At 72.3% G+C, this 25,169-nt stretch carries 25 protein-coding genes; 3 read left to right on the top strand and 22 right to left on the bottom strand.

The annotated features are described in order from the left end of the window. Window position 1: 1 nt before the first annotated feature. The 11 genes from metK to pyrR all read right to left on the bottom strand — a co-directional run bounded on the left by metK (window position 2) and on the right by pyrR (window position 12,396). Window positions 2-1,195, bottom strand: a complete 1,194-nt coding sequence (gene metK, locus AC3RJ6_RS12610; protein WP_491427420.1) for a methionine adenosyltransferase — start codon at window positions 1,193-1,195, stop codon at window positions 2-4. Continuing rightward, window positions 1,192-2,433: a bifunctional phosphopantothenoylcysteine decarboxylase/phosphopantothenate--cysteine ligase CoaBC gene (gene coaBC / locus AC3RJ6_RS12605; protein ID WP_491427419.1), complete on the bottom strand. Its 1,242-nt coding sequence runs from the start codon at window positions 2,431-2,433 to the stop codon at window positions 1,192-1,194. The genes metK and coaBC overlap by 4 nt, the downstream gene beginning before the upstream one ends. Before the next feature lie 13 nt (window positions 2,434-2,446). Further along, complete coding sequence (rpoZ, locus tag AC3RJ6_RS12600) at window positions 2,447-2,704, bottom strand: DNA-directed RNA polymerase subunit omega (protein ID WP_231430904.1); 258 nt, start codon at window positions 2,702-2,704, stop codon at window positions 2,447-2,449. Window positions 2,705-2,779: 75 nt separating this feature from the next. Further along, window positions 2,780-3,700: a guanylate kinase gene (gene gmk / locus AC3RJ6_RS12595; protein ID WP_491427418.1), complete on the bottom strand. Its 921-nt coding sequence runs from the start codon at window positions 3,698-3,700 to the stop codon at window positions 2,780-2,782. Then, window positions 3,693-4,574, bottom strand: a complete 882-nt coding sequence (pyrF, locus tag AC3RJ6_RS12590) for an orotidine-5'-phosphate decarboxylase (RefSeq protein ID WP_491427417.1) — start codon at window positions 4,572-4,574, stop codon at window positions 3,693-3,695. Before pyrF ends, gmk begins: the two co-directional genes overlap by 8 nt. After that, on the bottom strand, window positions 4,571-7,861 hold the full coding sequence (gene carB / locus AC3RJ6_RS12585) for a carbamoyl-phosphate synthase large subunit (protein ID WP_491427416.1): 3,291 nt from the start codon (window positions 7,859-7,861) through the stop codon (window positions 4,571-4,573). The genes pyrF and carB overlap by 4 nt, the downstream gene beginning before the upstream one ends. Continuing rightward, window positions 7,861-9,018: a glutamine-hydrolyzing carbamoyl-phosphate synthase small subunit gene (carA, locus tag AC3RJ6_RS12580; protein ID WP_491427415.1), complete on the bottom strand. Its 1,158-nt coding sequence runs from the start codon at window positions 9,016-9,018 to the stop codon at window positions 7,861-7,863. Before carA ends, carB begins: the two co-directional genes overlap by 1 nt. Further along, window positions 9,011-9,562, bottom strand: coding sequence for a PH-like domain-containing protein (locus tag AC3RJ6_RS12575; protein WP_491427414.1), 552 nt, complete (start codon window positions 9,560-9,562; stop codon window positions 9,011-9,013). The genes carA and AC3RJ6_RS12575 overlap by 8 nt, the downstream gene beginning before the upstream one ends. Continuing rightward, the gene (locus tag AC3RJ6_RS12570) at window positions 9,555-10,898 is read right to left on the bottom strand and encodes a dihydroorotase (protein WP_491427413.1); all 1,344 of its coding nucleotides are present in this window, start codon (window positions 10,896-10,898) and stop codon (window positions 9,555-9,557) included. The genes AC3RJ6_RS12575 and AC3RJ6_RS12570 overlap by 8 nt, the downstream gene beginning before the upstream one ends. Further along, the gene (locus AC3RJ6_RS12565) at window positions 10,898-11,848 is read right to left on the bottom strand and encodes an aspartate carbamoyltransferase catalytic subunit (protein ID WP_491427412.1); all 951 of its coding nucleotides are present in this window, start codon (window positions 11,846-11,848) and stop codon (window positions 10,898-10,900) included. Before AC3RJ6_RS12565 ends, AC3RJ6_RS12570 begins: the two co-directional genes overlap by 1 nt. Beyond that, window positions 11,845-12,396 (bottom strand): bifunctional pyr operon transcriptional regulator/uracil phosphoribosyltransferase PyrR, encoded by a 552-nt coding sequence (pyrR, locus tag AC3RJ6_RS12560; protein ID WP_491427410.1) that lies wholly within the window; start codon window positions 12,394-12,396, stop codon window positions 11,845-11,847. The genes AC3RJ6_RS12565 and pyrR overlap by 4 nt, the downstream gene beginning before the upstream one ends. Window positions 12,397-12,547: 151 nt before the next feature. Here pyrR and AC3RJ6_RS12555 point away from each other — a divergent pair, with 151 nt between their 5' ends. Further along, window positions 12,548-13,165, top strand: a complete 618-nt coding sequence (locus AC3RJ6_RS12555) for a hypothetical protein (RefSeq protein WP_491427409.1) — start codon at window positions 12,548-12,550, stop codon at window positions 13,163-13,165. A 63-nt stretch (window positions 13,166-13,228) separates the two neighbouring features. Here AC3RJ6_RS12555 and AC3RJ6_RS12550 read toward each other — a convergent pair whose 3' ends face one another. Further along, window positions 13,229-13,744: a DoxX family protein gene (locus AC3RJ6_RS12550; RefSeq protein ID WP_491427407.1), complete on the bottom strand. Its 516-nt coding sequence runs from the start codon at window positions 13,742-13,744 to the stop codon at window positions 13,229-13,231. Window positions 13,745-13,943: 199 nt separating this feature from the next. On the opposite strand from AC3RJ6_RS12550, the gene AC3RJ6_RS12545 reads away from it, so the two are divergent. Continuing rightward, complete coding sequence (locus AC3RJ6_RS12545; protein WP_491427406.1) at window positions 13,944-15,236, top strand: glycosyltransferase; 1,293 nt, start codon at window positions 13,944-13,946, stop codon at window positions 15,234-15,236. 7 nt (window positions 15,237-15,243) lie between these two features. On the opposite strand, the gene nusB is transcribed toward AC3RJ6_RS12545, so the two are convergent. Together nusB and efp are read right to left on the bottom strand one after the other, a co-directional pair. Beyond that, window positions 15,244-15,657, bottom strand: a complete 414-nt coding sequence (gene nusB, locus AC3RJ6_RS12540; RefSeq protein ID WP_244853870.1) for a transcription antitermination factor NusB — start codon at window positions 15,655-15,657, stop codon at window positions 15,244-15,246. Beyond that, a complete protein-coding gene (efp, locus tag AC3RJ6_RS12535) occupies window positions 15,657-16,220 on the bottom strand; it encodes an elongation factor P (RefSeq protein ID WP_244853869.1) in 564 nt (187 codons plus the stop codon). The genes nusB and efp overlap by 1 nt, the downstream gene beginning before the upstream one ends. A 182-nt stretch (window positions 16,221-16,402) precedes the next feature. Here efp and AC3RJ6_RS12530 point away from each other — a divergent pair, with 182 nt between their 5' ends. Beyond that, a complete protein-coding gene (locus tag AC3RJ6_RS12530) occupies window positions 16,403-16,858 on the top strand; it encodes a luciferase domain-containing protein (RefSeq protein ID WP_491427405.1) in 456 nt (151 codons plus the stop codon). Window positions 16,859-16,880: 22 nt separating this feature from the next. Here the strand turns inward: AC3RJ6_RS12530 and AC3RJ6_RS12525 are convergent, their stop codons facing one another. From AC3RJ6_RS12525 to ruvX, 8 genes are all read right to left on the bottom strand, one after another. Continuing rightward, window positions 16,881-17,336, bottom strand: coding sequence for a type II 3-dehydroquinate dehydratase (locus AC3RJ6_RS12525; protein WP_491427404.1), 456 nt, complete (start codon window positions 17,334-17,336; stop codon window positions 16,881-16,883). 67 nt (window positions 17,337-17,403) lie between these two features. After that, window positions 17,404-18,981 (bottom strand): MFS transporter, encoded by a 1,578-nt coding sequence (locus tag AC3RJ6_RS12520; RefSeq protein ID WP_491427403.1) that lies wholly within the window; start codon window positions 18,979-18,981, stop codon window positions 17,404-17,406. A 132-nt stretch (window positions 18,982-19,113) separates the two neighbouring features. Beyond that, a complete protein-coding gene (gene aroB / locus AC3RJ6_RS12515) occupies window positions 19,114-20,196 on the bottom strand; it encodes a 3-dehydroquinate synthase (RefSeq protein WP_491427402.1) in 1,083 nt (360 codons plus the stop codon). Then, a complete protein-coding gene (locus tag AC3RJ6_RS12510; protein ID WP_491427401.1) occupies window positions 20,193-20,726 on the bottom strand; it encodes a shikimate kinase in 534 nt (177 codons plus the stop codon). The genes aroB and AC3RJ6_RS12510 overlap by 4 nt, the downstream gene beginning before the upstream one ends. After that, window positions 20,719-21,945: a chorismate synthase gene (gene aroC / locus AC3RJ6_RS12505; RefSeq protein WP_491427400.1), complete on the bottom strand. Its 1,227-nt coding sequence runs from the start codon at window positions 21,943-21,945 to the stop codon at window positions 20,719-20,721. The genes AC3RJ6_RS12510 and aroC overlap by 8 nt, the downstream gene beginning before the upstream one ends. Window positions 21,946-21,966: 21 nt before the next feature. Next, a complete protein-coding gene (locus AC3RJ6_RS12500; RefSeq protein WP_491427399.1) occupies window positions 21,967-22,821 on the bottom strand; it encodes a shikimate dehydrogenase in 855 nt (284 codons plus the stop codon). After that, on the bottom strand, window positions 22,814-24,688 hold the full coding sequence (mltG, locus tag AC3RJ6_RS12495; RefSeq protein WP_491427398.1) for an endolytic transglycosylase MltG: 1,875 nt from the start codon (window positions 24,686-24,688) through the stop codon (window positions 22,814-22,816). Before mltG ends, AC3RJ6_RS12500 begins: the two co-directional genes overlap by 8 nt. A gap of 5 nt (window positions 24,689-24,693) precedes the next feature. Continuing rightward, a complete protein-coding gene (gene ruvX / locus AC3RJ6_RS12490) occupies window positions 24,694-25,167 on the bottom strand; it encodes a Holliday junction resolvase RuvX (protein WP_491427397.1) in 474 nt (157 codons plus the stop codon). Window positions 25,168-25,169 lie beyond the last annotated feature (2 nt).

The following is a 25,169-nucleotide window of genomic DNA, read 5'->3' as shown; positions in this document are numbered from 1 at the left end:
CTCAGAGCCCGGCGGCCGTGCGCAGGTCGTCGACGCGGTCGAGCCGCTCCCACGTGAAGTCGGGAAGCTCGCGGCCGAAGTGACCGTAGGCGGCCGTCTGCGCGTAGATCGGGCGGAGCAGGTCGAGGTCGCGGATGATCGCCGCGGGGCGCAGGTCGAAGACCTCGCGGATCGCCGCGATGATCTGCTCGTCGGGCACGACACCCGTTCCGAACGTCTCGACGTACAGCCCGACGGGCGACGCCTTGCCGATCGCGTACGCGACCTGCAGCTCCAGCCGGTCGGCGAGGCCCGCGGCCACCGCGTTCTTCGCGACCCAGCGCATCGCATAGGCCGCCGAGCGGTCGACCTTCGACGGGTCCTTGCCGCTGAACGCGCCGCCGCCGTGCCGGCTCGCGCCGCCGTAGGTGTCGATGATGATCTTGCGGCCGGTGAGCCCCGCGTCGCCCTGCGGACCGCCGATCTCGAAACGGCCGGTCGGGTTGATGAGCACCGCCAGCTCGGGACGCGCGAGCTCGACGGTGTCGAGCACGGGCCGGATGACGAGCTCTTCGACCTCCGCGCGGAGCTGCTCGTTCGAGACCGCCGGCGAGTGCTGCGTCGAGAGCACGACCGTCTCGATCGTCTTCGGCGTCGGCCCGTCGTAGCCGACCGTCACCTGCGTCTTGCCGTCGGGCCGGAGGTAGTCGAGCTCGCCGGTCTTGCGCACGTTCGCGAGCCGCTCGGCGAGCCGGTGCGCGAGCCAGATCGGCACGGGCATGAGCTCGGGCGTCTCGCGCGTGGCGTAGCCGAACATGATGCCCTGGTCGCCTGCGCCCTGCCGGTCGAGCTCGTCGTCGCTCGCCCGCTCGCGCGCCTCGAACGCGTGGTCGACGCCTTGGGCGATGTCGGGCGACTGGCCGCCGATCGACACGGACACGCCGCACGAGCGGCCGTCGAACCACACGTCGGACGAGTCGTACCCGATCGACGTGACCCGCTCGCGGACGATCGCGGGGATCTCGACGTAGCCGGACGTCGTGACCTCGCCCGCGACGTGCACGAGCCCGGTCGTGACGAGGGTCTCGACGGCGACGCGACTGTGCGGGTCGACCGCGAGCAGTGCGTCGAGGATCGAGTCGGAGATCTGGTCGCAGATCTTGTCGGGGTGCCCCTCGGTCACGGACTCGGAGGTGAACAGGCGGAGGGCGCTCATGCGGGGTCGGCTTCTTTCGTGCGTTCGGTGGTGCTCGTCAGCTTCGAGACAACCACGTCGAGGATGCCATCGGCCACCGACGCCTTGGTTCCGTGAAGTCGTGTGACGACCGTGTCGTCGCGGTCGACGATCACGACCGCGTTCTCGTCGGTCGCGAACCCCTCGGTCCAGCCGACCCGGTTGACGACGAGCAGGTCGGCGCCCTTGGCGCGGCGCTTCGACCGGCCGAGTTCGAGCAGCCGCTCGTCGTCGGCCTCGGTCTCGGCGGCGAAGCCGACGAGCAGCGTGCCGTCGTGGGGCGCGGCGCCGAGGCCGGCGAGGATGTCGGGGTTGCGGACGAGCTCGAGGGTGAGGCCGTCGCCCGTGGCGTCTTTCTTGATCTTCGATTCGCTCACGTTCGCCGGGCGGTAATCGGCGACCGCGGCGGCCATGACGACCGCGTCGGCGCCCTGCGCCGCATCGGTCACGGCGTCCTGGAGCTCGAGCGCGCTCGACACGCGTCGTACGTCGCAGCCGTCGGGTTCGGCGATCTCCAGGTTCGCGGCGATCAGCGTGACGTGCGCGCCGCGGGCGCGCGCCGCCTCCGCGATCGCGACGCCCTGCTTGCCGCTCGAGCGGTTGCCGAGGAATCGCACCGGATCGAGCGGCTCACGCGTGCCGCCTGCGGTCACCACGACCCGTCGACCCTCGAGGTCGCGGTTCGACGAGGATGCCGCGCGCGCGAGGGCGGCCGCGACGATGACGTCGGGCTCCTCCATGCGGCCGGGGCCGCTGTCGGCGCCCGTGAGCTGCCCCACGGCGGGGCCGACGACCGTCACGCCGCGCGCCCGGAGGGTCGCGATGTTCGCCTGCGTCGCGGGGTGGCGCCACATCTCGGTGTGCATCGCCGGGGCGACCACGACGGGCGCCTCGCTCGCGAGCACGGTGTTGCCGAGCAGGTCGTCGGCGAGACCCGTGGCGAGCTTCGCGATCGTGTTCGCCGTCGCCGGCGCGATCACGATGAGGTCGGCCGCCTGGCCGATCGCCACGTGACGCACCTCGGCGACGCCCTCGTAGAGGTCGGTGTGCACCGGGTTGCGCGAGATCGCCTCGAGCGTCGGGCGGCCGACGAAGCGCAGCGCACCCTCCGTCGGCACGACGTGCACGTCGTGGCCGGCGAGCACGAGAGCTCGCACGACGCCGACGGCCTTGTAGGCCGCGATGCCGCCGGTGATGCCGACGACGATGTTGAGGGTCATGCGGCCCCCGGGATCACTCGCCGAGGGGGCGGAGCCGGAGCTTGTCCTCGTTGATCTCGTGCATGGCCACCGAGAGCGGCTTGTCGTCGATCGACGAGTCGACGAGCGGGCCGACGTTGTCGAACAGGCTGCCCTCGTGCAGGTCGGCGTAGTAGTCGTTGATCTGACGCGCGCGCTTCGACGCGAAGATGACCAGCTGGTACTTCGAGTCGACCTTCGACAGCAGGTCGTCGATGGGCGGGTCGATGATGCCGGACTGCTTCTCAGCCATGGAATGACTCCTTGATCGTGGGATGCGCTCGTGGCGCTCGAAAGCTCGTGGCGAGGGCGGCCGAACCGCGACGGTTCAGCGCCGGCCCTTGCGCGGTCGCATCAAGTCTACGACCTTCTGGGCGGCCTCGCCGACGTCGTGGTTGACGACCTGGTGGTCGAACTCGTCGACCGCGGCGAGTTCGACCTTCGCCGTCTCGAGGCGTCGCTGCTGCTCGGCCGCCGACTCGGTGCCGCGTCCGACCAGCCGGCGGACGAGTTCGTCCCAGCTCGGCGGCAGCAGGAAGACGAGCGTCGCGTCGGGCATCGCCCTCCGCACCGACCGGGCGCCCTGGATGTCGATCTCGAGCAGGACGCTCTGTCCGGCGGCGATCGCCTCCTCGACGGGGCGACGCGGCGTGCCGTACCGGTACGCGTTGTGCACCGTCGCCCACTCGAGCAGCTCGCCGGCCTCGACCATGCGGTCGAACTCGGCGTCGTCGACGAAGTAGTAGCTCTCACCCTCGACCTCGCCGGGACGCGGGGCGCGCGTCGTCGCCGACACCGACAGCCGGACGTCGGGGTGGTGCTGGCGGATGTACCCGGCCACCGTGCCCTTGCCGACCGCGGTGGGGCCGGCGAGCACGACGAGCCGGTCGCCCGTGCCCCCGTGCGCCGCGACCCACTCGGCGATGAACTCGCGGAGGCGTCGGCGCTGCAGGCGGCCGAGGCCGCCGAGCCGCTTCGAGGTCGAGATCTCGAGCTCGTGCATGATCCTGGCCGACTTCGTGGCGCCGATCGCGGGGATCGAGGTGAGGAACTCGGTGACCCGCAGGCGCCCTTCGACGCCGTCGGGCTCCTCGAACGCGACGCGCAGCACGTCGAGCGGGCTCCGCCGCCCGGCGGCGACGTCGGCCTTCACGCTCGCGCGAGCCCGACGCGCCGCGACGGCGGCGCGCGACGCGGCGACCCGATCGACGTCGGGCGGATTCGTCGAGGTCACGGCACGCTCAGACATCGGCCGCGCCGATCTCGTCGATGCGCCGCGCGACGGCGTCGGCCAGGCCGTCGGGGCCGGCGGACAGCAGCGAACGCGACTCGCTCACGATCACGCCGGCGGACAGCGCGCCGAAGATCGCCGCGAGGTCGCGCACCTCACCGCCCTGGTGGCCGAAGCCGGGCGCGAGCACGGGGAGCCCCGGCCGCGGGACGTCGCCGTGCACGTCGATGCCCGAGGCCGCGAGGTCGACGGTCGCCCCGAGCACGAGGCCGACCGAGGCGAACTCCCGGTCGGCGGCATCGGGCCGCCCCTGGTTCCAGCTCGCCACGCCGGCGGCGATGGCGCCGGCGACGGTCGCACCCTCGCGGCTCGACTGCGTGAGCACGGCGCGCTGGATCGCCGCGGCCTCGGGGTTCGAGGTCGCCGCGAGCACGAAGAGCCCCTTGCCCCACCGCTCCGCCGACGTCATGACCGACTCGATCGAGCCGAGTCCCTGGAAGGCGCTGATCGTCATCGCGTCGGCCTCGAGCGACGAACCGGGCCGCAGCCAGGCCTCGCCGTAGGCGTCGACGCTCGTGCCGATGTCGCCGCGCTTCGCGTCGGCGATCACGAGCAGGTCGGCATCGCGCGCCTCGTGCAGCACGCGCTCGAGCGCCGCGTACCCGGCGGCGCCGTGACGCTCGAAGAACGCGACCTGCGGCTTCACGATCCCGGCGCGCCCGGCCGCCGCATCGACGGCGCGCAGGCCGAACTCGCGGGCCCCGGCGGCCGTGTCGTCGTACCCCCACGCGGACAGCAGCGAGGCATGCGGATCGATGCCCACGCAGAGCCGGCCGTAGGCGGCGAAGACCGCGCCGAGCCGTTCGCCGAACGGGACGATCTCGTCGGTCACGCCGTCACCTCCCGCGTGCGCGCGTAGTCCTGCAGGCTCGTGACCTCGAACCCGCCGTCCTTCGCGTCGAGCGAGGCCACCGCCGCCGAGAGCTCGGCGATGGTCGTGAACAGCGGGATGTCGGCGGCGACGGCCGCGGCGCGGATCTCGTAGCCGTCGGCGCGCGACGTGCGGCCGCTCGGCGTGTTGACGACGACGTCGACCTCGCCGCGGTGGATGAGCTCGACCACGCTCGTCGCGTCGGCGTCGGGCTTGTCGTGGAACTTCAGCACCTCGCGGGCCCGGATGCCGTTGCGCTGGAGCACCTCGGCGGTGCCCTCCGTCGCGGCGATCTCGTAGCCGAGCTGCTGGAGGCGCAGGATCGGCAGGATGACGGCGCGCTTGTCGCGGTCGGAGACCGAGACGAAGACCGTGCCCGCGTCGGGCATGCCGCCGTAGGCGGCGAGCTGGCTCTTCGCGAAGGCGCGCGGGAAGTCGCGGTCGATGCCCATCACCTCACCGGTCGAGCGCATCTCGGGGCCGAGCACCGAGTCGACCATGATGCCCTCGCGCGTGCGGAAGCGGTGGAACGGGAGCACCGCCTCCTTCACGGCCACGGGCGCGTCGAGCGGGATGCGCGAGCCGTCGGCGGCGGGCAGCAGGCCCTCGGCGACAAGCTCGGCGATCGTCGCGCCGACCATGATGCGGCTCGCGGCCTTCGCGAGCGGGATGCCGAGCGCCTTCGAGACGAACGGCACCGTGCGGCTCGCACGGGGGTTCGCCTCGAGCACGTAGAGCACGCCCGCGCCGATCGCGAACTGGACGTTGAGCAGGCCCTTCACGCCGATTCCCTCGGCGATGGCCCGGGTCGCCTCGCGCACCCGGTCGACCTCGGCGCGGCCGAGCGTCACAGGAGGCAGGGTGCAGCTCGAGTCGCCCGAGTGGATGCCGGCCTCCTCGATGTGCTCCATGACGCCGCCGACGTACAGGTCGGTGCCGTCGTAGAGCGCGTCGACGTCGATCTCGATCGCATCGTCGAGGAAGCGGTCGACGAGGAGCGGGTGGCTCGGGCCGACGATGCCCTGTCCCTCGATGCGGGCGAAGTAGTCGGCGAGCGACGCCGAGTCGTAGACGATCTCCATGCCGCGGCCGCCGAGCACGTAGCTCGGGCGCACGAGCACCGGGTAGCCGATGCCCTCGGCCACGTGCTGGGCGCCGACGAGGTCGATCGCCGTGCCGTTGCGCGGTGCGAGGAGCCCGGCGCTCTCGAGGATGCCGGCGAACAGGCCGCGCTCCTCGGCGAGGTCGATGGCCTCGGGGGTCGTGCCGAGGATGGGCACGCCGGCCGCTTCGAGGCCCTTCGCGAGGCCGAGCGCGGTCTGGCCGCCGAGCTGCACGACGACGCCGACGAGCTCGCCCGTCTGGGACTCGGCGTGGATGACCTCGAGCACGTCCTCGAGGGTCAGCGGCTCGAAGTACAGGCGGTCGCTCGTGTCGTAGTCGGTCGAGACGGTCTCGGGGTTGCAGTTGATCATGATCGTCTCGAACCCGGCGTCCGAGAGTGCGAACGACGCGTGCACGCACGAGTAGTCGAACTCGACGCCCTGGCCGATGCGGTTCGGCCCGGAGCCCAGGATGACGACCTTGCGCCGCTCGCTCGGCTCGACCTCGGTCTCCGCGTCGTAGCTCGAGTAGTGGTACGGCGTGAGCGCCGGGAACTCCCCCGCGCAGGTGTCGACCGTCTTGAACACGGGACGGATGCCGAGGATGTGACGAACCTCTCGCGCGTCGTCCTCGCTGCCGAACCCGCGGAGCTCGGCGATCTGCACGTCGGAGAACCCGTGGTCCTTGGCGAGCAGCAGGGTGTCGTGGTCGAGCGCCTCGGCGGCCGCGACGTGGTCGGCGACCTCGTTGATGAGCACGATCTGGTCGAGGAACCACGGGTCGATCTTCGTCGCCTCGAACGCCTGCTCGATCGTCGCGCCCTTGCGGAGCGCCTGCTGCACGAGCACGATGCGGCCGTCGGTCGGCACCGTCGCCTGCTCGAGCAGTTCGTCGACCGTACGCTCCTCCTCACCCCAGTGGAAGGACGAGCCGCGCTTCTCGAGCGAACGGAGGGCCTTCTGCAGGGCGGTCGAGAAGTTGCGGCCGATCGCCATGGCCTCGCCGACCGACTTCATGGTCGTCGTGAGCGTCGGGTCGGCGGCCGGGAACTTCTCGAACGCGAACCGCGGCACCTTGACGACGACGTAGTCGAGCGTCGGCTCGAAGCTCGCCGGGGTCACCCGCGTGATGTCGTTCGGGATCTCGTCGAGGCGGTAGCCGATCGCGAGCTTCGCGGCGATCTTCGCGATCGGGAAGCCGGTCGCCTTCGAGGCGAGGGCGCTCGACCGCGACACCCGCGGGTTCATCTCGATGACGATGACGCGCCCGTTCTCGGGGTCGACCGCGAACTGGATGTTGCAGCCGCCGGTGTCGACGCCGACCGCGCGGATGATGTCGATGCCGATGTCGCGCAGCTTCTGGTACTCGCGGTCGGTGAGCGTGAGGGCCGGCGCGACCGTGATCGAGTCGCCCGTGTGCACGCCGACCGGGTCGACGTTCTCGATCGAGCACACCACGACCGTGTTGTCGTGGGTGTCGCGCATGAGCTCGAGCTCGTACTCCTTCCAGCCGAGGATCGACTCCTCGAGGAGCACCTCGGTCGTGGGCGAGTCGTGCAGGCCCTGCGTGACGATGCGCACGAGGTCGTCCTCGGTGTAGGCGAAGCCCGACCCGAGTCCGCCCATCGTGAACGAGGGGCGTACGACGAGCGGGTAGCCGAGGTCCTCGGCGAAGGCCTTCGCCTCGTCGAGCGTCTTCGCCACGTGCGAGCGGGCGACGTCGGCGCCCGCCTCGATCACGAGGTCCTTGAAGAGCTGGCGGTCTTCGCCCTTGCGGATGGCGTCGACCTTCGCGCCGATGAGCTCGACGCCGTGCTTCTCGAGGATGCCCGCGTCGTGCAGCGCGATCGCGGCGTTGAGCGCGGTCTGGCCGCCGAGCGTCGGCAGCACCGCGTCGGGGCGCTCCTTGATGATGATCTGCTCGATGATCTCGGGCGTGATCGGCTCGATGTAGGTCGCGTCGGCGAAGTCGGGGTCGGTCATGATCGTGGCCGGGTTCGGGTTCACGAGGATGACGCGCACGCCTTCGGCGCGCAGCACGCGGCACGCCTGGGTGCCCGAGTAGTCGAACTCGGCCGCCTGGCCGATGACGATCGGCCCGGAGCCGATGACGAGGACGGAGTTGATGTCGTCGCGCTTGGGCATTAGTTGCCGTTCTCCTTGCTCGCGATGACCATGTCACGGAAACGGTCGAAGAGGTAGTTCGCGTCGTGCGGGCCGGCGGCCGACTCGGGGTGGTACTGCACGCTGAACGCGGGGATGTCGAGGCAGTTGAGGCCCTCGACCACGTTGTCGTTGAGGCCGACGTGGCTGACCTCGACGCGGCCGAAGCCCTGTGCGGACTCGCTCACCGCGTCGATCGGCGCGTCGACGGCGAAGCCGTGGTTGTGCGCCGTGATCTCGACGCGACCGGTCGACCGGTCGAGCACCGGCTGGTTGATGCCGCGGTGCCCGAAGGGCAGCTTGTAGGTGCCGAAGCCGAGCGCACGGCCGAGCAGCTGGTTGCCGAAGCAGATGCCGAAGTACGGGACGCCCGCCCGGAGCGCGGTGCGGAGGAGCTCGACGTGCTGGTCGGAGGCCGAGGGGTCGCCAGGCCCGTTCGAGTAGAACAGCGCGTCGGGCTGCATCGCGAGGATCTCGTCGGCGGTCACCGTCTGCGGCAGCACGTGCACGTCGAAGCCGCGCTCGGCGAGGTAGTGCAGCGTGGACGCCTTGACGCCGAGGTCGAGCACGGCGACCGAGCCGACCCGCTCGCCTTCGGCGGGCAACGTGTACGCCTCGGCCGTCGAGACCGTCGCGGAGAGGTTCTGTCCGGCCATCTCGGCCCCCGACTGCACGACGGCGAGCTGCTCGCCCGCGCTCAGCAGCGCGTCGTCGCCCGAGAAGATGCCGGCGCGCATCGCGCCCGCCGAGCGGAGGTGGCGGGTGAGCGCACGGGTGTCGATGCGGGAGATGCCGACGACGCCCGATCGCTCGAGGTCGTCGTCGAGGCTCCGCTGCGAGCGGAAGTTCGAGACGACGCGCGAGGGGTCGCGGACGACGAAGCCGGCGACCCAGATGCGGTTCGACTCCTCGTCGTCGTCGTTCATGCCCGTGTTGCCGATGTGCGGGGCCGTCATCATGACGATCTGCCCGGCGTACGACGGGTCGGTCAGGGTCTCCTGGTAGCCGGTCATGCCGGTCGCGAAGACGGCCTCGCCGACGGTGCGGCCGCGAGCGCCGTACGCGCGGCCCTCGTAGCGGGTGCCGTCTTCGAGGACGAGCACGGCGTGGTCGCCCGTGCGGGTGGTGGTCTCAGTCATCCGAGGCCTCGCTCTCGTGTTCGTGCCGCGGCGCGTCGGGCGCGGCGGCGATGTCGTCGATGGCCCGGATGATGCGGGCCTGGTCGCCCGGGTACCGGGCGCGCAGATAGCTGTCGACGCGCGGGGCCTCGGCCTCCGCGTCGTCGAGTGCGGCGATCCAGCTCACCGCGATGAGCCCCTCGGGCTCGACCGCGCGGTCGATCGCGTAGGTCGCGGTCGCCGCGCCGATGAGCCGATCGGCGGGGATGAAGCTCACGGGCTCGCCCGCGATGCGCAGTGCCACGCCCTCGGCCGAGACCTCGACGCGCCCGGCGCCCCGGAACGCGAGGCCCGGCACCGCGAGGCGCTCGAGCGGCTCGCCGGCGGGCGTCGTGGCGACGTACAGCACCTCGGCCTCGAGGGTCGGGATGCTGAGCACGGCCGGCAGCGGGTGCGCCGAGAGCGCGGCGTCGCGGGCGGTGCGCCGACGCCACGACCGCAGCACGAGCCACGCCACGACGGCGATGATCGCGACGGCGACGAACGCGCCGATCGCCTTATCCATTCGCTCGCCCGGTCGCTTCGGCGGCGAGCGCGGCGATCTCGTCGGCGGGGCGGACCCGCCCGTCGAGGCACGTCGCGTAGCCGGCGTGGAACGTGGCGACCACTCGGCCGGGCAGGGTGCGTCCCAGGTACGGCGAGTTCACGCTGCGGCCGGCGAGGCGGTCGAGGTCGAACACGCCGCTCGCCTGCGGGTCGTAGAGCGTCAGCTCGGGGGCGGCGCCCGCCGCGATGCCTTCGCCGTGTCCGTGCAGCCGCCCGATGCGGGCGGGCGCCTGCGACAGGACGCGCGCGACGTCGGCCCAGCCGATGAGCCCCGTCTCGACCATGGCCGCGTGCACGACCGGCAGTGCCGACTCGAGGCCGACCATGCCGTTGGCCGCGGCATCCCACTCGCTCTCCTTCGCCTCGACCGGATGCGGGGCGTGGTCGGTCGCGACGATGTCGATCGTGCCGTCGGCGAGCGCCTCGCGCAGCGCGAGCGTGTCCTCCGTGCGACGCAGCGGCGGGTTGACCTTGAACCGCGGGTCGTAGCCGGCCACGAGGTCGTCGGTGAGCAGCAGGTGGTGCGGCGTGACCTCGGCCGTGACGTCGATGCCGCGGGCCTTCGCCCAGCGGATGACCTCGACCGAACCGGCCGTCGACACGTGGCAGACGTGCAGCCGGCTGCCGACGTGCTCGGCGAGCAGCACGTCGCGGGCGATGATCGACTCCTCGGCGACGGCCGGCCAGCCGGTGAGGCCGAGCTCGGCCGAGAGCGGGCCCTCGTTCATCTGGGCGCCCTCGGTGAGGCGCGGCTCCTGGGCGTGCTGGGCGATCACGCCGTCGAACGCCTTCACGTACTCGAGCGCCCGGCGCATGAGCAGCGGGTCGGAGACGCAGAAGCCGTCGTCGCTGAAGACGCGCACGTTCGCGCGCGATCTGGCCATCGCGCCGAGCTCGGCGAGCTCGGCGCCCTTGAGGCCGACCGTCACGGCGCCGATCGGCTGCACCGTGGCGAAGCCGGCGGCGCGGCCGAGGCTCGCCTCCTGCTCGACGACGCCCGCCGTGTCGGCGACCGGAAAGGTGTTCGCCATCGCGAAGACGGCGGTGAAGCCGCCCGCGGCCGCGGCCTGCGTGCCCGTGAGCACCGTCTCGCTCTGCTCGTAGCCCGGCTCGCGGAGGTGCGTGTGCAGGTCGACGAGGCCCGGCAGCGCCACGAGGCCGTCGGCGTCGTGGACCGTCGCGCCCGCGGCATCCGCGATCGTGCCGACCTCGGCGATGATGCCGTCGGCCAGCAGGATGTCGGCCCGCTCGCCGCTCGGCAGCGTGGCCCCCGTGATCAGGTGGCGCTCGCCCATCAGGCCTCACCCCGTTCGCCCGACAGCAGCAGATAGAGGGCGGCCATTCTCACTGATACTCCGTTCGCGACCTGTTCTCGCACCGTCGACCGCGGCGAGTCCGCCGCACGGGCCGAGATCTCGAGCCCGCGGTTCATGGGTCCGGGGTGCATGACCATCGTAGTCGGCGGGAGCGCATCGAACCGGGCGTCGTCGAGCCCCCACGTGCGGGTGTACTCGCGGCTGTTCGGGAAGAACGCCGCGTGCATGCGCTCGGCCTGGATGCGGAGCATCATGACGACGTCGGGCGAGCTCGCGAGCGCCGCGTCGAGGTCATACCCGACGGCCGCGGGCCAGGAGCCCGTCGCGACCGGCACGAGCGTCGGCGGCGCGACGAGCTCGACCTCGGCGCCCAGAGTGTTCAGCAACCACACGTTCGACCGGGCGACGCGGGAGTGCAGGATGTCGCCGACGATGACGACGTGCACGCCGTCGAGGCCGCGTCCGCGCGAGCCGGAGCCGTGCAGGCGTCGCCGCATCGTGAACGCGTCGAGCAGCGCCTGGGTCGGGTGCTCGTGGGTGCCGTCGCCGGCGTTCACGACGCCCGCGTCGATCCAGCCGCTCGTCGCGAGCGTGTACGGGGCCCCCGACGAGTGGTGGCGGATGACGACGCCGTCGGCGCCCATCGCCTGCAGCGTCTGCGCGGTGTCCTTCAGGCTCTCGCCCTTCGAGACGCTCGAGCCCTTGGCGCTGAAGTTGATGACGTCGGCGCTCAAGCGCTTCGCGGCGGCCTCGAACGAGATGCGCGTGCGGGTCGAGTCCTCGAAGAAGAGGTTGACGACGGTCTTGCCGCGCAGGGTCGGGAGCTTCTTGACCTCGCGCTCCTGCACGGCCGCCATGTCCTCCGCGATGTCGAGCAGCGCGATCGCGTCGTCGCGCGACAGGTCGCGCGTGCCGAGCAGGTGCTTCACTCGTCGCCCCCCTCGATCGTGACGGCGTCGTCGCCGTCGGTCTCGACGAGGCGCACGTTGATGCGCTCGCGGGTCGAGCTGGGCAGGTTCTTGCCGACGAAGTCCGCGCGGATGGGGAACTCGCGGTGGCCGCGGTCGACGAGCACGGCGAGCCGCACGGCGCGGGCACGCCCGAGGTCGGCCAGGGCGTCGAACGCTGCCCGGATGGTGCGGCCCGAGTAGAGCACGTCGTCGACGAGCACGACGGTCTTTCCGTCGATGCCGCCGGGCGGCAGCTGCGTGGGCGACGGCGTGCGGGTGCGGGTGCGCCCGAGGTCGTCGCGGTACATCGTCACGTCGAGCGCGCCCGCGAGCACACTCGGTGCCGGCGCATCGGGTTCGATGCGGGCGATGGTCTCGGCGATGCGACGGGCGAGGATCACGCCACGGGTCGGGATGCCGAGGAGGACGAGATCGCGACTTCCGCGATTGGATTCGAGGATCTCGTGCGAGATGCGGGTGAGCGCCCGCTGGATGTCAGCCTGACTGAGCACGGCACGTGCCATCAACCGACTCCCTTCTCCGCCTCTCAGGACGGCCTTAAAGGTTGCCAACTCCGCCCAGTCTACCGGGTCGGCCGCGCCGGTCGTGCAACCGCGACCGCCGGGGCGGCCGTTCGCGGGGCTGCTTCGGCGGTGCGCTTGGCGCTAGGGTTCGGGCATGCGACGGCATCCCTCGAGACCCTGGTGCATCATCGCCGCGCTGGCCGCGGCCGGCTGGGCGTTCTTCCTGCTGCCGCCGCAGCAGGCGGTCTGGTCGGGCTCCGAGACCCCCGCGTGGCTCGCTGCACTCGACGCCCTTCCCGTGTACGACGGGTTGCGAGCGGCACTGACCTCGATCGGCGCCGGCGACTTCTACCTCGTGTTCGGCGCGGCGTCGGCCCTGTCGTTCGTGCTCATCTGGCTCGCGACCGGCCCCGTACTCGCCGCGCTCGGCTGGACCGGTCGGGTGCTCGGCTGGCTGCTGCTCGCGGCCGCGGTCGTCACGGTGCTGTCGTATGCGAACCACCCCGACGATGCGCCGCTGCACGCCCTCTGGGGCGCCGAGGCCTTCGCGCTGCTCGCGATCGGCGTGTGGGCGATCGTCGTGGCGATCGCCAACGGCGGCCGCGCTCCACTGTGGGAGCGGCTCCTGCTCGCCGCACTGCTCGTCGTCATCGTCGGTTCGACCGTGCTGTTCACGTACTGGCCCCACGGCAGCCTCATCGGGCTCGGGCTCGCAGCTGCGGTGCTCGCCGCGTGGGGCGAACGCGCCGACGACGAAGCGGCTCCCGCATAGCACGGGAGCCGCTTCAGCGGAGCCGGAGCCGGCGCCGGCGGGTCGCCCCGCGCCGCCGCGGGATCACCGGCGACGGATCGGCCGGGTGAGCGCGCCGGCCGCGACGACCATCGCCGCCGCCACGAGCACGACGTCCTTGAGGATGTACTGCGCGGTGAGCGACGGGCCCGCCGTGCTGAACAGCTCGCCCGTGAAGAAGACGAGCGGCGAGAAGATGCCGACGAAGGTCGCGGCGAGGGCGAGCAGGCCGATGCGGAGGAACTTGCCGGTGATGAACGTCAGGCCGACGAACACCTCGAGCGCAGCCGTGAGCGCCATCGCGGCGTAGCCGTCGACGAGCCCGAACGAGAGCGAGTGCCACGTCCGCATGACGAGGTCGTCGACGGGGCTCGCACCCGGGATGAACTTGAGCGCACCGAAGACCGCGAACACGAGGCCGAGGGAGATGCGGAGGGCCGGGACCCCGGTGCGGGCGAAGAAGCGCTGGAGCACCGCCTGCGCGGCGTCGGCGCGCTCGAGCACGTGGTCGAGGCCTGCAGCCGGGGCGGTGCGACCGGTGCCGAGGGTGGTGGATGACATGACGGGGCCTTTCGATTCGATCTGGTGGAGTGCGCCGAGGGGGCGACGGTTCACCATCGAATCGGTTCGCCGCATCGCGGTCGCCCGGAGTACCGCTGAACCGGCCTCGGGGGGAACCCCGAACCCGTTCTCCGGGCTCGGCGCGCGCTCCCCCCGTTCACGGGGCGCGGTGCGCGCACCGACGGTGGTGGAATCGGACATGGCCGAGGTCATGATCGCCGTCACGCCGTTCCACGGGCACGTCGCACCGATGGTCGCCGTCGCGAGCGCCTTCACGGCTGCCGGGCACGCGGTGCGGGTCTACACGGGCGCTGCCTACGCCGGCCGGTTCGAGGCCGTCGGCACCGAGGTCGTGCCCTGGCGATCGGCGCCCGACTTCGACGAGCACGACCTCGCGACGACCTTCCCCGCGCTCGCGGGACGCAAGGGCCCGAGGCAACTGCTGCTCAACGTCGAGCACCTCTTCGTGCGCACCGGATCGGGGCAGTTCGACGACTTGCGCCGCGCCTACGCGGATCGCGCATGGGACGTCATCGTCGCCGAGGCGACGAGCCTCGGCGCCGCCCTCGCCGCGGAATCGCTGGACACGCCGTGGGTGACGGTCAACCTGACCCCGCTGACCCTGCCCGACCCCGCACTGCCGCCGGCGGGCCTCGCACTGCGACCCGCCCGAGGCTGGGCCGGCCGTGTGCGCGACCGGGCGCTGCACCGCGCCGCCCGGTACGTCACCCGGCCGATCCAGCGGGCGTACGCCGAGCAGCGCCGCGCGGTCGGGCTGCCGCCCACGGCGACGACGTTCGACGAGGCCTGCTACTCGCCGCAGCTGGTCTGCGCGAACGGCGTCGCCGAGCTCGAGTACCCCCGCCCGGCGGCATCCGGCCGGTTGCGGTTCGTCGGCCGCCTGGCCGCGCCGGGCGACGACGGCGTCGACCCGCCCGAATGGTGGCGCGACGTGCTCGAGTCGCCCGACCCCGTCGTGCACGTCACGCAGGGCACGCAGAACCTCGATCCGCACGACCTCATCGAGCCGGCGCTCGCCGCACTCGGGCGGATGCGGGTGCTCGCGGCCGTCTCGACCGGACGGCGCGGCGACGCCTCACTGCCGTTCGAGACCCCGCCGAACGCGCGCGTCGCCGGCCTTCTCCCGCACGCGAGCCTCCTGCCGCGCTGCGACGCGATGGTCACGAACGGAGGCTGGGGCGGGGTGCTCGCGGCACTCGCAGCCGACGTGCCGCTCGTCGTCGCAGGCGGCGACCTCGACAAGCCCGAGGCCGCCGCGCGGGTCGCGTGGGCGGGCGCCGGCATCGACCTGCGCACCGGGCGGCCGTCGGCACGATCGGTCGAGCGCGCCCTGCGCCGGCTCCGGCGCGACCCGGCCTACCGGGTGAACGCGCGCGCGATCGGCCGGTCGCTCCGCAGCCACGACGGGCCGCGCGAGGTCGTCGACCACACGATGCGGATGCTCCGGGCCGAGCCCGGCCCGCGCCGCTGAGTCCCGATCAGGCCTTCGCGTGCGAGACCGCGGCGAGCAGACCGTTCACGAAGCCCGCCGAGTCGTCGGTCGACAGCACGGTCGCCGCCTCGACGGCCTCGGCGATCGCGACCGGGTCGGGGACCTCGTCGTTGTAGACGATCTCCCAGACGCCGATGCGCAGCAGTGCACGGTCGACGGCGGGCATGCGCTCGAGCGTCCACCCGCGCGAGTGCGTCTCGATGAGCTCGTCGATCTCGGTGCGGTGATCGACGATGCCGTCGACGATCTCGCGGGCGTAGAGCCACGACGCCTGGCGTTCGGGCTCGTTGGCGGCCTTCTGCGCCTCGACGACGAGCATCTGCTCGACGGGCACCTGACGCATGTCGGCCGAATACAGCATGTCGAGCGCGCGCTTGCGCGCCTTCGTGCGTGCGCTCACTAGTCGTTCACGCGGCCGAGGTAGTCGCCCGTGCGGGTGTCGACCTTGACCTTGGTGCCCGTCTCGAGGAAGAGCGGCACCTGGATCTCGTAGCCGGTCTCGACGGTCGCGGGCTTCGTGCCCCCGGTCGAGCGGTCGCCCTGCAGGCCCGGCTCGGTGTAGGTGATCTCGAGCACGACCGACGCGGGCAGGTCGACGTAGAGCGGGTTGCCGTTGTTCAGGGCGATCGTGACCGCCTGGTTCTCGAGCATGAAGTTGGCGGCGTCGCCGACGACCGCGGCGGGCACGGTGATCTGGTCGTAGTCGGTCGCGTCCATGAAGACGAAGCCGTCGCCGTCGTTGTAGAGGTAGGTGAAGTCGCGACGGTCGACGTTCTCGATGTCGATCTTCGCGCCGGCGTTGTAGGTGCGGTCGACGACCTTGCCGCTGACGACGTTCTTCAGCTTGGTGCGCACGAACGCACCGCCCTTGCCGGGCTTGACGTGCTGGAACTCGATGACGCTCCAGAGCTGGCCGTCGATCGAGAGGACGACGCCGTTCTTGATGTCAGCGGTGCTTGCCATGCGTATACGTTCCGTTCGGTTGTTCGTGTGTTCGGTTGCGAAGAGGCTCGGCCGGACCCGGCCCGAGAAGTTCAGTCGATCGAGTTTAGTCGCTCGGCTCCGACCGCGCCAACGCGGCCGGGCGGCGCCGCGGCCCGGATGCCACGGGGCCGGCGCCGTTCGCCATGGCCTACGCTGACGGGGTGATCGACGAACCCCGCACCGGCCCCCGACCGCTCGTCTCCACCGAGGGCCCGCAGCGCCAGCTCTCGCAGCAGGCCGCGCCCGAGATGTGGGGCCGGCTCGTCGCGGCCGTCTTCGCGCTCGACGGCGTCGTCGAGGGGCACAGCCAGGTCTCGCCGAAGTCGTCGCGAGCGGTGTTCCTCGCCGACCTCGAGACGGCACGCTCCCCCGAGACCTCGCCGTTCCCCGACGGGCGGCTGGAGCCCGTGCACCTCCACGGCGTCTCCGACACGTCCGTGCACCTCGTGCTGCCGCCGGAGCGCGGTGGACGGCTCACCGAGCTCGGCTGGGCCGAACCGCACCAGTACGAGGACTTCGGCACCGAGTTCATGGTCTACGGTCCGCGCGACGAGGCCGAGCTCGCGGTGGTGCTCGCGATCGTCGGGGAGAGCCTCGACTACGCGCGCAGCGCCTGAGCGCCCGGTCGCCGCCCTCTGCTCAGCCCTCGGCCTGGCCTTCGATCGCGGCCACGAGGCGCCGCACGGCCGTCGCGTAGCCCGCGACCCCCTCGCCCACCACGTGCACGATCGCGACGTCGGCCACGTACGAGTGCTGACGGAACGGCTCGCGCTTGGCGACGTCCGAGATGTGCACCTCGGCCACGGGCAGCGCGACGCCCGAGAGCGCGTCGCGCAGCACGACCGACGTGTGGGTCAGCCCGCCGGGGTTGACGACGATGCCGGCGCAGTCGAGGCGTGCACTGTGGATCGCGTCGATCAGCACGCCCTCGTGATTGCTCTGCACGGCGCGGACCTCGAAGCCGAGTCGCCCCGCGGCGTCGTCGACGAGGCGCTCGACGTCGGCCAGCGTCTCGGTGCCGTAGATCTCGGGCTCGCGCGTGCCGAGCAGGTTGAGGTTCGGGCCGTTGACGAGCAGCAGGCGACGCTCGGTCATGCGGCTGGTCCGTTCGGAGGGGGCGTGATCGTCACCCGTGCAGCCTATCGCCGCGGCATCCGCCCGCTCACGCCGCCGGCGCCGTCTCCCCCTGGTCCTCGGCGTGGTACTGCGCGAGCAGCTCGCGCTCGCGCTGCGCGTTCGGGAACTTCCACATCACGAGCACCGCGCCGATCAGCACCGCGACGATGCCGGCGAGGTACGCCCAGTCCTGGCCCTGCTCGAACGACTGCTTCGCCCCCTGGATGATCGCGTCGGAGTACTTCGGGTACTGCTGCGCGATGTCGGCAGCGCTCGCGAACGACTTCGTCAGCTGGCTCTGCACCGAGCTCGTGATCTGGTCGGCGTCGGGCGAGCTCTGCATGAGCGCCGTCGCCGATGCCGCGTAGCCCGCGGTGAGCAGCGCGCCGAGGATCGACTGCATGATGGCACCGCCGAGGTCGCGCTGCAGGTCGGCCGTGCCCGAGGCCATGCCCGCCCGGCGCACCGGCACGGCGCCCGTGAGCGATCGCGACGCGGGTGTTCCGGCGAGGCCCACGCCCGCGCCGACGAACGCGTACCCGAGGCCGACGACCCAGTACTGCGCGCCCTCGCGCCACAGCAGGAGCATCGTGACGAAGCCGAGGAGCACGCCCGCGTACCCGAGCAGCAGGGTGAACCTGGCGCCCCTGGTCTCGACGAGCTTCGCCGAGCGCGGCGCGAGCAGCACCATGAAGATCGCGGCGGGCAGGATCGCGAAGCCCGACTCGAGCGTCGTGTAGCCGAGCACGTTCTGCAGGTACTGCTGGCCGATGAACATGGCGCCCATGAGCGAGCCGAAGACGATGATGCCGGCGCACGCCGCGACCCAGAAGATCGGGCGGGCGGCGATCGTGAGGTCGTACAGGGGGTTCTTCGCGAGCTTCTGCCTGATCACGAAGCCGATGAGGGCCGCGGCCCCGATGATCGAGAGGCCGAGCACGAGCATGCCCGAATCGGGCACGGCCGCGAAGTTGATCGCGAGGATGATGCCGCCGACCATGAGCGCCGAGAGCAGGCCGCCGAGGTTGTCGACCCGCTCGGTCGACTCGTTCACGTGCGCGGGAACCGTCTTCAGGATCATGGGCACGGCGACGACGATGAGCGGGAGCGTCACGAGGAAGACCGAGCCCCACGAGAACGACTCGAGCAGGAAGCCCGCGATGAGCGGGCCGAGCGCCGAGATCGCGCCGCCGATCGCCGACCACAGCGCGATCGACTTCGTGCGCTGCGGGCCCGACCAGAACGCCGTGATGAGCGCGAGGGTCGTCGGATACGCCATGCCCGCCGCGAGTCCGCCGACGATGCGGGCGATGATGAGCACCTCGATCGTCGGGGCGAACGCGGCGACGAGGCACGCCGGCAGCGACAGCAGCACGCCGATGAGCAGCATCGACTTGCGGCCGTAGCGGTCGCCCACCGCGCCGAGCCAGAGCACCGACGCGGCGAGGCCGAGCGAGTACCCGACCGCGACGAGGTTGAGCTCGGTCTGGGACGCGTCGAACGCCTTGCCGATGTCGGGCAGCGCCACGTTCGCCACCGCCAGCGGCAGGTTCGCGACCGCCGCGACGAGGATGAGCGTGACGAGCGTCACGCCCGTGGCCGTCGTCTTCTTGGTGCTGCTCATGCCGTCCCCCTCGGAGCGCCGCTGCGCGGCGACAGCCTCGCAGTCCGCCGGACGGCCCGCATCATGCGATCTCGATGAATCGGCGTGCAGGCGGGGAGCAGCGCGAGATCGCGACGGATCAGCGCGGAGCGGTCAGCTCGCGATCTCCTGGTAGGCGGCGAAGAGCAGCGACTGGTCGGGGGCGAGCATGACGGTCGGCTTGGCGAGGTCGTCGAGCACGATGAACCGCAGCTGCCCGGCGCGGGCCTTCTTGTCGCGCTGCATGGTCGCGAGGAGGGTGTTCCAGCGGCCGGCCGGGTAGCTCGTCGGCAGGCTCAGCAGGTCGAGCACCCGCTTGTGGCGGTCGGCGACCTCGTCGGAGAGGCGGCCGCTCAACCGGCCGAGCTCGGCGGCGAAGGCGAGTCCCACCGCGACCGCGGCGCCGTGGCGCCATTGGTAGCGTTCGGCGTGCTCGACGGCGTGCCCGAGGGTGTGCCCGTAGTTGAGGATCTCACGCAGGCCCTGCTCGGTGAAGTCCTCCGAGACGACGTCGGCCTTCATGCGGATGGAGAGCTCCACGACGCGGCGGAACTCGGCCGTCGCGGGGTCGGTCGCCCGCTCGGGGTCGGCCTCGATGATGTCGAGGATCTCGGGGTAGCGGATGAAGCCGGCCTTCACGATCTCGGCGAATCCGGCGAGGATCTCGTTCTTCGGCAGGGTGTCGAGCAGCTCGAGGTCGCAGAGCACCTCCGCCGGGGCGTGGAAGACGCCCACGAGGTTCTTGCCCTCATTCGTGTTGATGCCCGTCTTGCCGCCCACGGCGGCGTCGACCATGCCGAGCACGGTCGTCGGCACCTGGACGACGCGCACGCCCCGCAGCCACGTCGCGGCGACGAAGCCCGCCAGGTCGGTGATCGCTCCCCCGCCGAACCCGACGATCGCGTCGCTGCGCGTGAAGTCGGCCTGGCCCAGCACCTGCCAGCAGAAGGCCGCAACCTCGATGCGCTTGCCGGCCTCGGCATCGGGCACCTCGGCGAGCAGCACCTCGAACCGCTCGGAGAGCGACTCGCGCAGGTCGGCCGCGCGGGCGCCGAGCGTCGCCGGGTGCACGATGAGCACCTTCTTGACCGACTGGCCGAGCGCGTCGCCGAGACCGTCGACGACGCCCCGGCCGACGATCACGTCGTAGCCGTCGTCGCCGCCCACCCGGATCGTGGTGCGCTCGTCTGCCGTCATCGTGTCTCTCCGAACTGCTCGGTGCCGAAATGGCCGGTGATGTCGTCGACGATCCGCGCGACCGAGCGACGCGAGGTGTCGATGGCGAGGTCGGCGACCTGCTCGTAGAGCGGGCGTCGCGCCTCGAGGATCGCGGACCATGCCTCGATGCCGCCCGCGGCGATGAGCGGGCGGTTGCCGCCCGCCACTCGCGGCGCGACGGCCTCGCGGGAGACCTGCAGCCACACGACGGGCAGCGTCGCGAGGTCGTCGCGGGTGTCGGGGTGCAGCACGGCGCCGCCGCCGAGCGAGACGACCGCCTCCTCCCGGAGCGCCTCGGCGACGACCTCGCGCTCGATGATGCGGAAGTACTCCTCGCCCTCGCGCCCGAAGATCTCGTCGATCGGGCCGTAGCGCTCGGTGATCCGCGCATCGGTGTCGACGAACGGCGCGCCCGCGTCGTTCGCGAGACGCTGCCCGACGCGCGACTTGCCCGAGCCCATCGGGCCGACGAGCACGACCGGCAACGGGAGGCGCGCGTGCTCAGACACGGGCGGCGTCGGTCGCGGTCGCACCCGTCGAGCCGGCGGTGCGGAGCGACTCGGGGATCGCGGCGAGGTACGACTCGAGGTTGCGGCGGGTCTCGGCGACCGAGTCGCCGCCGAACTTCTCGAGCACGGCGTTCGCGAGCACGAGCGCGACCATCGCCTCGGCGACGACGCCCGCCGCCGGCACGGCGCACACGTCGGAGCGCTGGTGGTGCGCGGGGGCCGGCTCGCCGGTCGCGACGTCGATCGTCGGCAGTGCATGCGGCACGGTCGCGATGGGCTTCATGCCCGCCCGGACGCGCAGCACCGTGCCCGTCGACATGCCGCCCTCGGTGCCGCCGGCGCGATCGCTCGCACGCTCGATGCGCCCGTCGGCGAGGTGCAGCTCGTCGTGCGCCGCCGAGCCGCGGCGACGGGTCGTCTCGAAGCCGTCGCCGACCTCGACGCCCTTGATGGCCTGGATGCCCATGAGCGCCGCCGCGAGCTGCGCGTCCAGCCGGCGGTCCCAGTGCACGTGCGAGCCGAGACCCGGGGGCACGCCGTAGGCCAGCACCTCGACGACGCCGCCGAGCGTGTCGCCCGACTTGTGCGCGTCGTCGACCTCGGCGACCATGCGGGCGCTCGTCTCGGCGTCGAAGCAGCGCAGCGGGTCGGCATCGACCACCGCGAGGTCGGCCGGCGTCGGCAGCACGGCGCCGTCGGGCACCCTGACGGGCCCGATCGACAGCGTGTGCGCGATGGTCGTGATGCCGAGCTCGCCGAGGAACGACTTCGCAACCGCGCCGAGCGCGACGCGCGCGGCGGTCTCGCGGGCGCTCGCGCGCTCGAGCACGGGTCGCGCCTCGTCGAAGCCGTACTTCTGCATGCCGACCAGGTCGGCGTGTCCGGGCCGTGGACGGGTCAGCGGAGCGCCGCGACCGCGGCCGAGCTTCGCCGGGTCGATCGGCTCGGGGCTCATGACCTCTTGCCACTTCGGCCACTCGGTGTTGCCGACGCGCAGTGCGATGGGGCTGCCGAGGCTGAGCCCGTGGCGCACTCCGCCCGAGATCGCCAGTTCGTCCTGCTCGAACTTCATGCGCGCGCCTCGGCCGTAGCCGAGCTTGCGGCGCGCGAGGTCGTCGCGGATGGAATCGAGCGAAACGGGGGTGCCGGCGGGAAGACCCTCGAGGATCGCGACGAGCTCAGGGCCGTGCGATTCTCCGGCGGTGAGCCAACGGAGCATGCTTTCTATACTTCCACAGCGTCAGCGCACGGATTCGCGCATGACGGCGAGCACGTCATGCTCGTCGGGCAGTTCGGTGAACGGGTCGCCGTGCACGAACACGCGCACCTGCAGCAGCGCCTGGTGCAGCAGCATGCCGAGACCGTGCACCACGCGGCCGGACCCGGCGAGCCAGGCCGCCCCGAGCGGGCTCGGCCACGGGTCGTAGGCGACGTCGAGCAGGACCGCGTCCTCGACGAGACCCGGTGCGGGTGCGACGCCGAGGTCGGTGCCGCCGGGCACGGTCGAGATCACGAGTTCGCCCTCGCCGCGTCCGAGCCCTGCGAGCCCCGCGAGCGGGAGCTCGTCGACGACGACGCCCGCCCGGCGCCCGATCGCTCCGAGCGCGTCCGCCGAGCCGGCGCGGCGCACGAGCACGCGCACCTCCCGGGCGCCGAGCTCGGCCATCGCGACGAGCGCCGATGCGGCCGTCGCCCCGGCGCCGATGAGCACCCCGCGCCGGATGCCGCGGACCCCCGACTCCCCGAGCGTGCGCACGATCCCGCCGACGTCGGTGTTGAAGCCGCGCCGACGGCCGTCGTCGAACACGACGGTGTTGGCGGCGCCCGTCAGACGGGCGAGCTCGTCGAGGTCGTCGACGAGCGGCAGCACGTCGTGCTTGAGCGGCATCGTGAGCGAGAGCCCTCGCCACGAGGCATCCAGCCCGTCGACGAAGTCGGGCAGGCGGTCGCCCGTCATCTCGACCGCGGTGTACGCCCAGTCGAGCCCGAGGCGCGCGTACGCCGCACGATGCAGCGCGGGACTCTTCGAGTGCGCGATCGGTGAGCCGAGCACCGCGAGTCGCGCGCCCGGCCGCACGGGCAGCGGCTCAGCCATACTCGGGGTGCTCCGCCATCCACGCCTGCCACTTGGCGACGGCGGCGTCGTGCTCTTCGACGGTCGAGGAGAAGATCGTCTCGCCCGTGTCGAGGTTCCACGTCACGAAGAAGAGCCACGGCCCGTCGGCGGGGTGCACGGCGGCGTCGATCGCGAGGTCGCCCGGGTTCGAGATGGGGCCGACCGGCAGCCCGGGGTGCACGTAGGTGTTGTACGGGTTCGAGGCGTCGGCGCGCTCCTCGTCGGTCGTCGTGACGAGGTGCGTGTTGCCCGTGCCGTAGGCGACGGTCGCGTCGGACTGCAGCAGCCCGCTCTCCCACTTGGACGGGTCGAGCCGGTTGAGGAAGACGCGCGACACCTTGTAGTAGTCGTCCTTGAGGCCCGCCTCGCGCTGGACGAGGGCGGCGAGCACGATCGTCTTCCACCGGTCGGCGGGCGCGACGCCGGCCTCGTCGAGCGCCTGGAACTGCCGGTCGACGAGCGTCTGCAGCACGGCACGCGCGTCGGCGTCGGGATCGAGCGTGTACGTCGCCGGGAACAGGAAGCCCTCGAGGCTCTTCGCCTCGGGGGGCAGCCCGTACGACTGCGGCGACTCGGCCGCTGCGGCCTCGAGGTCCTCGAGCGGGATGCCGGTGCCCTCCGCGATTCTCGGCAACGCGTCGACCGTCGCCGTGCCCTCGGGGATCACGAAGGTGTTCTCGAGCTTGCTCGCCGGGTCTTCGAGCGCGTCGAGCGCGGCCTGCGCGCTCATCTGCTCGGCGAGCTGGTACGCGCCGGGGTAGAAGATCGGCGACGGGTCGGCCTCGGCCACCGCCTCGAGGAAGGCGTCCTCGCTCGCGACGACGTCTTCGGCGACGAGGTTCGTCGCGATCGACGCGCCCGTGTCGCCCTCGTGGATCATGAAGACGACCTCGCCCGTGCCCTGGCCCTCGTAGTCGGCGGCGGGCTGGAAGCGCTCGATGACGGCGTTGATCGGGCCCTGCAGGAAGAAGAAGGCGCCGACGCCGAGCCCCGCGACCACGAGGAGGCCGATCAGGCAGCCCCAGCCTCCACGGCGACGGGGCTTCTCGTGCTCGTCGGGTTCGTGATGGTCGAAGGATGCCGCGGCGCGGCGTTCGGCGCGGGTGGGCTTGCGCCGCGCCGGCTCGGGTTCGTCGCCGGTCTCGGGCCCGCCGAGCAGCGCCGCGAAGGCGGCGGCCGGAGCGTCGGGCGCGAGTGCGGCGACGTCGGTCTGCGACGCGCCGGGTGCCGGGCCCGGGGCGATCGACGGCACCGGGGCGATCGACGGCACCGGGGCCGACGCCGCTGCGGCGGCGGAGACCGGCGCCGCGAACTGCTCGGCCGAGGCCGGGCGGGCCTGGCTCGTCGGGGCCGGCCCGGTCGGCGGCGCGGTCGGCGCGGCACCGGTCGTCGTGGGCCCGTTCCACGGCGCGGCCGTTCGGGCGCCGGACGGTGCTGCGGCTGGGGCGGGGCCCGTCCAGGGCGCCGCCGGGGTGGGATCCGTCATGGGAGCGACGGGCGCGGGTCCGTTCGATGCCGCGGCTTCGGCGGCCGCCCTGCGCTGTTCGGCCTCGCGGGCTTCTCGACGGGTCAGCTGCCGACCCTCGGGAGGGCCGTCGGGGGCCGCGGATCCCGGTGCGGACTCGACGGGTGCGACCGGCCGGTCGGCAGCGGGTCGGACGGACTGCTGGGGAGGTGTCGGCGGTGCCGCCTGCGCGCCGGGCGCGGTCGGCTGCGCCGGCGGGGCCGTGGTGAGCGGCATGACCGGCGAGGGCTTCGTCGTCGTCGGCTGCTGGCCGGCGAGCATCGCCTGCCAGTCGCGCATGAGCGCGTCAGCCTCGGGGTGCTCTGGGGGGAGCTGGGTCACAGGGGTCAGGGCCCTTCATCGGTGTCGAGGGTTCGACCCGGAGCGTGCCCGGAGGCGCGCTCGGCGTCGATCGCATGTTGCAGAATGATAACGGCTGCGACTTGGTCGACGATGGGACGCTGCTGCTTCGCCTTCTTCCCGGTCGCGCGCAGCGCCTGCTGCGCGCTCACGGTCGACAGTCGCTCATCGACGAGGCGCACCTGACGCCCGGGGCTCGCGGCCGCGAGTCGGCCCGCGAACTCGACGGCGTCGTCGGTCGACGGCGTCGGCCCGCCCGAGAGCGACAGCGGGTTGCCGACGACGAGCTCGATCGCCTCGTACTCGTCGGCGATGGCGAGGATGCGTCGCACGTCGGCGTCGCCCTCGGCCACGCGCGGCACCGTCTCGACCGGCACCGCGAGCAGCCCGCCGCTGTCGCAGCGCGACACGCCGATCCGGGCGCGCCCGACGTCGATGCCGAGCCTCGCCCCGGATCGCATGG

This window comes from Agromyces cucurbitae (genome assembly GCF_058349945.1).
The sequence above is the reverse complement of the archived record's forward strand: the minus strand, read 5'-3'. Positions and strand labels throughout refer to the sequence as shown.